We start from the raw sequence: 11,016 nt of genomic DNA on the forward strand, positions 1-11,016 counted from the left end.
GGAAACCGCGTGAGAAGTGACGCAAACGAACACAATTTCACCACATCGCCAGGAAAGCTCTGGAGATGTGGTGCTTTTAGTTACAAACCTAGTTGGTTTAAGGAGCTTTGTACGTGGTGATCGTGCTAGTTGTTTCTTGAGTTGAGCAAACGTATTCGACCGTGCTCTACATTTCAATACGAAAAAAGGGCCGAGAGGGAATGGATCCCGCTCAACCCCTCGCCACACACCGTGATTCGCTGCTCCACACCCCGCCATTCTGCGAACCGCTGCTCAGCCGACTGCATTTTGCGAACCGCTGCTCAACCGACTGCCATTTCGCGCCCCGCTACTTCACAAACAGCTTCCTTTCTGACTCGCGTCCCGCCACTTCACAAACAGCTTCCCTTCCGACTCGCGCCTAGCCTCAATGATTATTGCCGGAGGAATTGCCTTTTTTGTCGGATGATTTGGACTGCGTGTTTTTTCGCGCGTGCCCCTGCTGCTTGGACATCGGAGAATCCACCTCGTTTCTACCCGGAATGGAAGTAGTATGCTTTGCGACAGGCGAAATATGCTCAAATTTACCCTCCGCTTACATCCTTTTTGTATAATGAAGATAAAATAGTCCGATGGAACGAAAGAGGGTGGCCGTCGTAAATTCGAACGCGATTATCCGGTTTGACAACGTTACTCAGCGGTACGACAGCGGCGTCGTTCTTCACGACGTCAGCTTCGAAATCGAGCACGGCAAGTTCTACACGCTGCTCGGCCCGTCCGGCTGCGGCAAAACGACGATTCTTCGTCTCATAGCCGGCTTTGCCGAGCCTTCCGAGGGCAGCATTTATTTTCACGGCAAAAAAATCAACGATGTGCCGCCGAATAAGCGCCAAGTGAATACGGTGTTTCAAGACTACGCGCTGTTTCCCCATCTGAACGTGTTCGAGAACGTAGCGTTCGGTCTGCGCATTCGAAAGCTGAAAAACGATCAAGTCGAAGCAAAGGTGAAGGAAGCGCTTCGGTTTGTCGGCCTCGCCGATTACGAAAATCGCGAAATAAGCGAAATGTCGGGTGGACAGCGGCAGAGAGTCGCGATTGCGAGGGCCATTATTAACGAGCCGGAAATTTTGCTGCTCGACGAGCCTCTGTCCGCGCTCGACTTGAAGCTTCGCACGGAGATGCAGGTGGAGCTTCGCGAGCTTCAGCGCCGCCTGGGCATTACGTTCGTCTTCGTCACGCACGACCAGGAGGAAGCGCTCGCCATGTCGGACGAGATCATCGTCCTGAACAAAGGGAAGATCGAGCAGAGCGGAACGCCGACGGACATCTACGACGAGCCGATCAACCGGTTCGTGGCCGACTTCATCGGCGAATCCAATTTGCTTGCGGGCCGAATGATCCGGGACTATCTGGTGGAATTCGGCGGTCAAACGTTCGAGTGCGTGGACGGAGGCTTCAACGACAACGAAACCGTCGACATCGTCATTCGCCCGGAGGATCTCGAAATTACGGCTCCGGGAAGCGGCCAGCTTCGAATCCGCGTCGATTCCCAACTGTTCCGCGGCGTCCATTACGAAATCGGAGGTACCGACAAGACGGGCAACAAGTGGCTCGTTCACTCGACCCGCAAAGTGTCCGTCGGCGAGGAAATCGGTCTCGCCTTCGAGCCGGAAGCGATCCATATTATGCGGCTGGGCGAAACGGAAGAGGAGTTCGACAAGCGGCTTGAGGCTTACTCGGATACGGAAGAGGAGGCGGAAATAGCAGACGAAGGGAAGGCGGTCAAAGGGGAGGCTGCCAAGGGGATCGGGCCGGAGACAGCATCGAAGAAGACTGCGGATACGATCGCAGAGAAAGCTCCGAACGGACACTCGGGAGGACACCATGCGCGCTAAGTCCCGCAACCTTTTTCTAATTCCGTATGGGGCGTGGATCGCGTTGTTCGTCATCGCTCCGATCGCGCTCGTCCTTTACTATTCGTTCCAGGATATCGAAGGCGGATGGTCGCTCGGCAATTACTCTCATTTTTTCACGCCGGTCTATTTGCGCATGGCGCTCAGCTCGTTCTGGTACGCGCTGCTCATTACCGCATTCTCGCTGCTGTTCGCTTATCCGACCGCATATCTCCTGACCAAGACGAAGCATAAGCGGCTTTGGCTTCTGCTTGTCATTTTGCCGAGCTGGATTAACCTGTTGCTCAAAACGTACGCGTTCATCGGCATATTCGGCACCTACGGCTTCGTGAACGCGATCTTCGATTCGATCGGCATCGGACGGCAGCAAATTTTGTTTACCGATTTCAGCTTTTTGTTCGTGTCGGTTTATATTTTCATCCCGTTCATGATCCTGCCGATTTTCAACTCGTTGGAGGAGCTTAATCCGTCGCTTGTACATGCGGCGCGCGATCTCGGCGCTTCCCCGTGGACGACGTTTCGGCGAATCGTCTTCCCGCTCACGATAGACGGGGTGAAATCGGGCTGCCAGGCCGTCTTCATCCCGGCGCTCTCGCTCTTCATGATCACTCGCCTAATCGCGGGCAATCGCGTCATTACGCTCGGGACGGCGATTGAGCAGCATTTTCTCGTTACGCAGGACTGGGGAATGGGAGCTACTATTTCGGTATTCCTCGTCATCGTCATGGTCGCCATGATGATCGTGACGGGACAGCGGAAGAAGGTGAGCCGGTGAAAAGAAATCGTTGGAGCGCCAAGCTGTATCTTGTCGCTGTCTTCGCCATTCTGTATGCGCCGATTGTCTATCTCGTCTCCTACTCGTTCAATAGCGGCGGCACGATGCGCGGCTTTGACGGCTTCACTCTCGACTGGTACAAGGAAGTGTTCGCGGACACCCGGCTGCTTATTATCGTGCTGAACACTCTCGTCGTCGCGTTGCTGTCCGCGGTCATCTCGACGATTCTCGGCGTGATCGGAGCGTTGGCCGTCCACCGTGTGCGGCGCAGCCGCAACCGCAACGCGCTGCTGGCGCTCAACAATGTGCTCATCGTCAGCTCGGACGTTGTCATCGGCGCTTCGTTCCTGATTTTGTTCACTTTAGCCGGCGTCAAGCTCGGCTTCGGCTCGGTGCTGCTGTCGCACATCGCATTCAGCGTGCCGATCGTCGTCATTATGGTGCTGCCTAAGCTGCAGGAGATGAATCCGACGCTGCTCGACGCGGCTCGCGATCTGGGCGCGGGCGGCTGGGATGTGCTCGCGAAGGTCGTCCTTCCGTTCATCAAGCCAGGCATATTCGCCGGGTTTTTCATGGCGTTAACGTACTCGCTCGACGATTTCGCGGTTACTTTCTTCGTGACGGGCAACGGCTTCTCGACGCTGTCCGTGGAAATTTACTCTCGCGCAAGACAAGGGGTATCCTTGTCCATCAACGCTTTGTCGACGCTGTTGTTTCTCCTCACGCTCTTGCTCGTCGTCGGCTATTATTGGATCAATCGTCGCAACGGCAAGGCTGCGGCGGGGCCATTGGAGGGACGGCCATGAAGTCGCTCGTCAGAATGTTCGTCCTCGTTCTAGTCGCAGCTTTTGCCTTAATGTATTTAACCTCGTACTTGAATTCGTCGGAAGGGTACTCGGGAGGCCGTACGCTGACCGTCTACAACTGGGGCGATTACATCGATCCGGATTTAATCGCGGAATTCGAAGAGGAGAGCGGCATCAAGGTCATCTACCAGACGTTCGATTCCAACGAAGCGATGATGACGAAGATCGAGCAGGGCGGCACGACGTTCGACGTGGCCGTCCCTTCGGAATACGCAATCAGCAAAATGAAAGCGGAAGAGCTGCTTCTCCCAATCGACCATGCGAAGCTGGCGAATTTGTCGCATATCGACCCGCAGTTCATGAACCTGTCGTTCGATCCGGGCAATGAATATTCGGTTCCTTACTTCTGGGGAACGGTCGGAATCGTCTACAATCCGGCGCTTGTGGACGGTCTCGAATTCCACAGCTGGAACGATCTGTGGGACCCTCGTCTGCACAACCAAATTCTGCTCGTCGACGGAGCCCGCGAAGTAATGGGAATGGGGCTGAACAGTCTCGGCTATTCGTTGAACGATACGAACGAGGAGCACCTGCAGGCAGCGAAAAAGAAGCTCACCGAGCTAACGCCTAACGTCAAAGCGATCGTTGGGACGAAATCAAGATGCTGCTCGCGAACGAGGAGGCGGCGGTCGGTCTCGTCTGGTCGGGGACGCCTCGGAAATTATGGACGAAAACGAGGAACTGGATTACGTCGTTCCGGACGAAGGCTCCAACCTTTGGTTCGACAATATGGTCATTCCGAAGACGGCCCGCAACGTGGACGGTGCCCATCGGTTCATCAATTTTATGCTCGATCCCGAGCATGCGGCGAGAAACACGGAATACGTCGGCTACTCCACTCCGAACAAGGACGCGCTCGCACTGCTCCCCGAGGATATTTCCGGAGACGAGCGTTTCTACCCTTCGTCCGAGCTGACCCGCAAGCTGGAAGTGTACGACAATCTGGGGAAAAAGATGCTGGCCCACTACAACGAGCTGTTCCTGGAATTCAAGATGCATCGCAAATAACCAAAAGGATCCAGCGTCATATACAAACGGAAAGCCTCCAAAACCGCTGTCGAAGCGGGGTGGAGGCTTCTTTTTTCAGCGCGGCTCGAATTTTCTCGAATCGCTTCGCTTAACCGCACACCTAGATGCCGAAATCCATGTCCGGGTAAACGTAGGGGTCTGCCGCCGCTTCGATTTTTTGAATTTTGGCGACTTCCAGCTTCATGACCGTGACGCCTTTATACTCGGTTTTGCCCAATACGCCCGTTATCTTAATCCACTCATCCTTGCCGTAATCGGAAGCGCGAGGATAATCGGCGATGACTCCGTACGGAAGAGCGTCGGCCGTGCAGCATTGAACGGCGAACCGACCGAGAATGAATTGGCTGGCCTTCATGCCTTCTTCCCGGTAGACGAAGCCGCCGATCGACACTTGCTTGCCGACGAATTGGTCGAGATAGAGATCGAGCGTAGTCAGCGTCTCGATGTAATCCTTCTCCTTGACCTCGATGACAGGCTCGTCATAGAGCTTCTCGGCGAACTTGGCATACATCTCGGTGAAAGGATCGGACGGGAACCGGGGCTGGTCGCCATTCGCGGCGGGCGAAGCCTTATCCGCGGAAGAAGGAGCCGCCGTCTCCGGCGAAGGCTGCGCTTCGTTCGCTGCGGTCGGAGCGGCCTCCGGGGGGTGGGCCGCCGTATCCTGCTTTTTGATCGCGGAGGACGTGGACAAATTCATTCCTTTGTTGGCAGCCATCGCGCTTCCGATCGTCGTGTCGGAAGTCGCGAACAAGACGACGAGGGGGACGACGAACAAGCCGTAAACGAGCGTGTTTTTCAGCGGCGAGGCGGAAGCAGCATGGTCGTGGCCGCAATCGCAAGCAGGCTCCGCCTGTTTCGTGAACGCTCTGACCGCGTGATAGAGCTGAACGGCGGCAACCGCATAGAGAGCCAGCGCCGCTATTTTCACATAAATAATCATGCGAGGGGCCATATAGAGTGTCAGCCGGTCGCCGTTGTTCAGATGAATAATGTAGAAGGCGATACCGCCCAATATGAGCGCCCGGATCAGGTGATGCGCCGCTAATGCGCGCTCGGAGCTTTGATTTTTCATGGAGTCCTCCCGCAATCAAGAATGAAAGAGCGTACGCGACAAAACGATGGAGGCGACGGGCACCGCAACGACGATCAGCAGCGACAGCTTCAGGACGAAGCGCGTTCGGAATGCCGCGAGCATCATCAGCGTGTTTTTGAAATCGAGCATGGGGCCGAAGACGAGGAACGTCAGCAGCGCGCTTTTTGGGAACATGCCATTGAAGGACGAAGCGATAAAAGCGTCGGAGGTGGAGCACAAGGAGATGAGGTAAGCGAAGCCCATCATGAGCAGATGAGGGCCCAGAGCCCCGCCGCCGAGATCGACGAGATCCGCGCGGCTGACGAACGTCTGGATGACGGCGGTCAGGAAAGCGCCGATCAGCAGAAATTTGCCCATCTCGAAAAATTCGTCCGAGGCGTGGGTGAACACGTCCAGCAGACGGCTGCCCTTGCGGCCATGGTCGTGATTGTGATTATGTACGTGCGCGTGCTCGTCCCTGTGATCGTGATGGTGGTGGGCATCGACGCGCAACGGGTTTTTCTTGACCGACTTGTACAGGATGAGTCCAAGGGACAAGGCGACGGCGAATCCGACAGCCACCCGTTCCCATGCCATGTCCGGCTGCCCGCGAAAAGCGGTGTAAGTCGCGAAGAACGTGACGGGGTTAATAATCGGCGCCGCCAGGATGTAGGCTATTCCTACATAGACGGGCATTCCTTTGCGAATCAGTCTTCGGACGATCGGAATCATGCCGCATTCGCACACCGGAAGAAGAATGCCGAACAGGCAGGCGACGACGATGGCAAGAACCGGATTTTTGGGCATTACCCGGCGCAGAGCGTCCTCCGAAACGAATAGATTTAACGCGGAAGACACCAGCACGCCGAGCAGAATGAAAGGCAGCGCCTCCAGAAAGATGCTGACGAAGACGGTTTTCAAGCTTTGCCATTGGTCGGCCGATATGGAAGGCAGCGGCGTCAAGGAGCCGATCTTCTGTCCGGTAAAGATGAGATACAGCATGAAGAGGCAGCCGATCGTCAAGAGATGGATGCTCCATCGAAACATCGAGCTTGGCAAGGTCGAACCTCCAATCGGAAATATTACTATTAGTATAGCGTATGCTTGTCTGGGGCGACATAGAAGACTTTTTCGTTCCGCAGCCGAACGGTTGTCATCTTCGTCCTCATCTGCGCATAATGACGGTAGGGGTGATAGGCTTTGCTTCATATATTAGCCATGACGGAAGATTTGCAGGTATTGGAAAATATCGAGATCGAACGATTGACGGACAAAGACGTCAAATGGTTCTGGGTCGACTTCGACAAACCGACGGAGGAAGAGACCAAGCTTCTGGACAGCTACTTCCATTTTCATCCGCTCGCTATTGAGGATTCCTTGCATTTGCTTCAGCGGCCTAAGGTGGATCATTACGGAGACACTCACTTTTTCGTGCTGCACGGCATCGAGCCGGGCGATTCCGCGAAGGTGGGAGAGATCAACTTCTTCCTCGGGCCGAGAGGGATCGTGACGATTCATTTGGAGCCGTCTGCTGAAATCGAAGACGCGTGGCGCCAAATGGCAAGCCCCGACTTTTACTCGAAGTACGACCACAACTATGTGGCTTATTTGATATTGGACAAGCTCGTGGACAATTATTTTCCGATGCTTTACCGGATCGAAGACCAGCTGAACGAGCTGGACGACGCAGGCAGCGAAGCGAGAGTAAGGCTGGAGATCGATCAGGTGTACGATATCCGGTCGGCTCTGCTGCGGCTGCGCAAGACGGTTATTCCCATGAGAGATTTGCTCTATCGAATCATCAATTCGGACAAAATAACGGGAGTGAAGGAGCACCACGCTTACTTCACCGATGTGTACGATCACCTGCTGAAGCTGGCGGAGATGATCGAGTCGAACCGCGAGATGACCGCCGATTTGCGCGACAGCTACAACTCTCGCCAAAACAACCGGATGAACGCGATCATGAAGAGGCTGACGGTCATTACGACGATTTTCATGCCGCTGACGTTAATCGCCGGAATTTACGGAATGAACTTTCGGTTTATGCCGGAGCTGGAATGGCATTGGGGCTATTTTGCCGTGCTTGGAGCTATGGGTGCGCTCGCATGGGGAATGTATGCCTGGTTTCGGAAAAAGGGTTGGTTCGATTAAATTGACAAAATCCGATTGACTTAGTTGGTATTATGCAGTAAGATCGGTTCAGAATGAATCGACTGGACCGCCGGAGATTCAATCCCTCGCTTTCATGCGCTTAGGGGTTGAGTCTCTTTTTTATTTCGATAGGCGGCGGATTCGCAAAAAAAGGAGGATTACGATGGGGCTGTTTTGGTTCATCCCGACATACGGCGACGAACGGCACATCGGAACGATTCGCGGCAGGCGAAGCCGACGCGAACGCGAGCTTGATCGTGTCATCCGCAGCGAAGGGGCGGGCGGACGAGATGGTCGTTAAGAACGGATGGTTGTCTCTCGCAGCCGTACTGATCGCTTTTGCGGCCTGGTGGGCGGTGACCGCCGCTGGCTGGATCAATCCGCTTTTCGTCCCGTCGCCTCAGGCCGTATGGAAGGCATTCGTCGAAATATGCCGCGACGGCTACAAAGGCAGCCCGCTGATGACGCATATCGGAGCAAGTCTTCTTCGGCTCGGTATTGCGTTCGCTATCGCGCTGGCGACGGCTATCCCGCTAGGACTCATCAGCGGCCACTTCGCCAAGGCGAGGGCGATCGTCGATCCGTTCATCGAATTTTACCGGCCGCTGCCCCCGTTGGCGTACTATACGCTGCTTGTGCTGTGGCTAGGGATCGGCAATTCGTCGAAAATCGCGCTGCTCGCGCTGGCGGCATTCGCGCCACTGTATATCGCCGTCGTAGCGGGCGTCGTTCGGGTGCCGCAGGATCGGATCAACGGGGCTCGTTCGCTCGGCGCGAAGCGGCTGGACATTTTCACGCATATTATTTTCCCCTCGTGTCTTCCCGATATTTTTACGGGGATTCGCACCTCGCTCGGAGTTACTTACACGACGCTGGTAGCGGCCGAGATGGTTGCGGCGGTGTCCGGGATGGGGTGGATGGTGCTGGACGCGAGCAAGTTTCTTCGCAGCGATGTCATCTTCGTCGGCATCATACTGATGGGTTTAATCGCCGTTCTGATCGACGGATCGATCCGATTGCTGGAGAGAAGCCGCGTTCCATGGAACGGCAAGGAATAATATTCACTCATTCAGAGGAGAGGTTGGTTGGTCATGAAAAACAAAAACAGAAACAGAAACAGAAAAGCGTTATGGTCCGTACTCGCGCTAGTTTTGATGTTGTCGCTGGTCCTCACGGCTTGCGGCTCGAACAAATCGGAAGGAAGCGGCAAGCTGCCGAAGGAAGTGACGATTGGCTTCCAGGTCATTCCGAACGCCGAGCTTCTCGTTAAGGCGAAGCAGCTCGCGGAGAAGAAATTCCCCGACACAAAAATCAATTGGAAGCCGTTCGATTCCGGCCGCGACGTGAATACAGCCATTGCGGCAGGCGGCATCGATCTCGGCTTGGCAGGCTCCGTGCCGGTGTCGATCGGAGTTGCGAACAAGCTGCCGTACCAAGTGTACTTCCTGCACGATATTATCGGCGATGCGGAATCGCTCGCGGTTCGCAACGCCTCGAATATTAAGAGCGTGAAAGACCTCGCGGGCAAGAAGGTCGCTGCGCCGTTCGGCTCGACCGCTCATTTCAGCCTTCTGTCCGCTCTGAAGCTGGAAGGCGTCGATCCGGCTTCCGTAACGATATTGGATCTTCAGCCGCAAGACATTCTGGCCGCTTGGCAGCGCAAGGATATCGACGGCGCATTCGTATGGAATCCCGTTCTGGCGAAGCTGCTCGCGGAGGAAGGCTCCGTACTCGTATCCGCGCAGCAGCTGTCTGAGAAAGGCGCGATTACGGCAGACGTCGGTGTCGTGCGCAAAGCTTTCGCCGACGATTATCCGGATTTCGTCAAAGGCTACGTGTCCGTTCTGGACGAAGCGGTGAAGCTGTATCGCGACAAGCCGGAGGAAGCGGCGAAAGCTCTCGCTCCGCTGCTTAGCACGGACGAGGCCGATGCGCTTGCCCAGACGAAGCAGCTTGTGTGGCTGACGTCGAAGGAGCAGCAGGACGCCAAATATTTGGGCAGCAAGAAGGAAGAGAGCGGCTTCGCGGACGTTCTTCTGGAGACGGGCAAGTTCCTCGTCGACCAAAAGCAGATCCCGTCAGCTCCGTCGCTGTCCGATTACCAGTCGGCAATCAATCAGGAAGCGTTGAAGCAATAAAAATCATCGGGAGGCGGTAAACATGGCGCTGAACTTCGCGCGAAGCGGCTCGGCGGAGCTGGAATGGGGACGGGGGCCGGAGGAGGCTTATCCATCCGAGGCGGACGTTCCATGGGGAGAGCGGCTTATTTCCGTGGACAATCTGACGCTCGCTTACAGCAACGGGCGCGGCAAACCGGGCAAGACGGTACTGGACGGCTTGTCGCTGGACATCAGGGAAGGCGAATTCGTCGTCGTGCTCGGAGCGTCGGGCTGCGGCAAGACGTCGCTCCTTCGCTTGCTGGCCGGCTACGAGCGTCCGACGTCGGGGGCGGTCGAAGTGCTCGGACGCCCATCCTCGGGGCCAAGCGCCGAAGTCGGCGTCGTGTTCCAGCACGCCAATCTGTTCCCGTGGCTCACGATTCAGCGCAATGTGGAATTCGGACTCAAGATGAAGCGGGTCGGCCGGGCGGAGCGCAAACGGCTGGCGAGCGGCTATCTGTCGCAGGTCGGACTGAGCGCCGCCGCCGATTATTTGCCTTATCAACTGTCGGGAGGAATGAAGCAGCGCGGGGCGATCGCGAGATCGCTCGCCTCGGAGCCGCGAATTCTTCTCATGGACGAGCCGTTCGGGGCGCTCGACGCGATTACTCGCGAAAACTTGCAAACGCTGGTCAAATCGATCTGGCGCACAACGGGGCTGACCGTATTTTTCATCACTCACGATGTGGATGAAGCGCTCTATCTAGGGTCGAGAATCGTCGTGCTGAACGGTTCTCCCGGCCAAATAGGCACGGATATCGCCAATCCCTTGTTCGAGCGGGAGGACAGCGTGACTCGCCTGCGCAGTCACAAGGATTATGCGGCTGCGCGCGATCACCTGCTTAAGCGGCTGGAGTCCTAAGCCGGGCGGCTTCGGTAAGGCAGAACGTCGAAAATAGGGCCAAGCTCGAACGAAAAAGCCTCCATCCCCGCGCGTTGACCGGCGGAGATGGAGGCTTGCTTTTTGGCTGCTCGCTATAGGCGTCAGCACGGGAAAATGCTGTAGTCCGAATTTGCCCACTTCGAGAACCGTTTTTGAATGCTGCGGCACGGAACTGGGTTGCGGAAG

At 55.9% G+C, this 11,016-nt stretch carries 10 protein-coding genes and 1 pseudogene; 9 read left to right on the top strand and 2 right to left on the bottom strand.

Features of this window, described 5'->3' with window-relative positions:
• The first annotated feature begins 626 nt into the window (after positions 1-626).
• From D3H35_RS11040 to D3H35_RS11055, 4 genes and pseudogenes are all read left to right on the top strand, one after another.
• Positions 627-1,874 (top strand): ABC transporter ATP-binding protein, encoded by a 1,248-nt coding sequence (locus D3H35_RS11040; protein WP_233567869.1) that lies wholly within the window; start codon positions 627-629, stop codon positions 1,872-1,874.
• Positions 1,864-2,667 carry an ABC transporter permease gene (locus D3H35_RS11045; protein ID WP_119149283.1) on the top strand — a complete coding sequence of 268 codons (804 nt, stop codon included), beginning with the start codon at positions 1,864-1,866 and terminating at the stop codon, positions 2,665-2,667. Before D3H35_RS11040 ends, D3H35_RS11045 begins: the two co-directional genes overlap by 11 nt.
• On the top strand, positions 2,664-3,473 hold the full coding sequence (locus tag D3H35_RS11050) for an ABC transporter permease (protein ID WP_119149285.1): 810 nt from the start codon (positions 2,664-2,666) through the stop codon (positions 3,471-3,473). Before D3H35_RS11045 ends, D3H35_RS11050 begins: the two co-directional genes overlap by 4 nt.
• Positions 3,470-4,541: pseudogene (locus D3H35_RS11055) on the top strand (ABC transporter substrate-binding protein). Before D3H35_RS11050 ends, D3H35_RS11055 begins: the two are co-directional and overlap by 4 nt.
• Positions 4,542-4,662: 121 nt before the next feature.
• Here D3H35_RS11055 and D3H35_RS11060 read toward each other — a convergent pair.
• Positions 4,663-5,634, bottom strand: coding sequence for a TIGR03943 family putative permease subunit (locus D3H35_RS11060; RefSeq protein ID WP_119149287.1), 972 nt, complete (start codon positions 5,632-5,634; stop codon positions 4,663-4,665).
• Positions 5,635-5,649: 15 nt separating this feature from the next.
• Positions 5,650-6,693, bottom strand: a complete 1,044-nt coding sequence (locus D3H35_RS11065; protein ID WP_119149289.1) for a permease — start codon at positions 6,691-6,693, stop codon at positions 5,650-5,652.
• A gap of 141 nt (positions 6,694-6,834) precedes the next feature.
• Here D3H35_RS11065 and corA point away from each other — a divergent pair, with 141 nt between their 5' ends.
• The 5 genes from corA to D3H35_RS11085 all read left to right on the top strand — a co-directional run bounded on the left by corA (position 6,835) and on the right by D3H35_RS11085 (position 10,809).
• Positions 6,835-7,788 (top strand): magnesium/cobalt transporter CorA, encoded by a 954-nt coding sequence (gene corA, locus D3H35_RS11070; protein WP_119149291.1) that lies wholly within the window; start codon positions 6,835-6,837, stop codon positions 7,786-7,788.
• Between the two features lie 163 nt (positions 7,789-7,951).
• Positions 7,952-8,089, top strand: a complete 138-nt coding sequence (locus tag D3H35_RS30735; RefSeq protein WP_158594068.1) for a hypothetical protein — start codon at positions 7,952-7,954, stop codon at positions 8,087-8,089.
• Positions 8,079-8,846, top strand: coding sequence for an ABC transporter permease (locus D3H35_RS11075; RefSeq protein WP_119149293.1), 768 nt, complete (start codon positions 8,079-8,081; stop codon positions 8,844-8,846). The genes D3H35_RS30735 and D3H35_RS11075 overlap by 11 nt, the downstream gene beginning before the upstream one ends.
• Positions 8,847-8,879: 33 nt before the next feature.
• Positions 8,880-9,926, top strand: coding sequence for a taurine ABC transporter substrate-binding protein (locus D3H35_RS11080; protein ID WP_119149336.1), 1,047 nt, complete (start codon positions 8,880-8,882; stop codon positions 9,924-9,926).
• 22 nt (positions 9,927-9,948) lie between these two features.
• Positions 9,949-10,809, top strand: coding sequence for an ABC transporter ATP-binding protein (locus D3H35_RS11085; RefSeq protein ID WP_119149295.1), 861 nt, complete (start codon positions 9,949-9,951; stop codon positions 10,807-10,809).
• Positions 10,810-11,016 lie beyond the last annotated feature (207 nt).

Source organism: Cohnella faecalis (assembly GCF_003570905.1).
GTDB classification, from domain to species: domain Bacteria; phylum Bacillota; class Bacilli; order Paenibacillales; family Paenibacillaceae; genus Cohnella; species Cohnella faecalis.

Excerpts from the sequence above, each read along its gene's own strand:
- D3H35_RS11045 (WP_119149283.1), top strand. The coding sequence starts at position 1,864 with ATGCGCGCTAAGTCCCGCAACCTTTTTCTAATTCCGTATGGGGCGTGG.
- D3H35_RS11060 (WP_119149287.1), bottom strand. The coding sequence starts at position 5,634 with ATGAAAAATCAAAGCTCCGAGCGCGCATTAGCGGCGCATCACCTGATC.
- D3H35_RS30735 (WP_158594068.1), top strand. The coding sequence starts at position 7,952 with ATGGGGCTGTTTTGGTTCATCCCGACATACGGCGACGAACGGCACATC.
- D3H35_RS11075 (WP_119149293.1), top strand. The coding sequence starts at position 8,079 with ATGGTCGTTAAGAACGGATGGTTGTCTCTCGCAGCCGTACTGATCGCT.
- D3H35_RS11080 (WP_119149336.1), top strand. The coding sequence starts at position 8,880 with ATGAAAAACAAAAACAGAAACAGAAACAGAAAAGCGTTATGGTCCGTA.
- D3H35_RS11085 (WP_119149295.1), top strand. The coding sequence starts at position 9,949 with ATGGCGCTGAACTTCGCGCGAAGCGGCTCGGCGGAGCTGGAATGGGGA.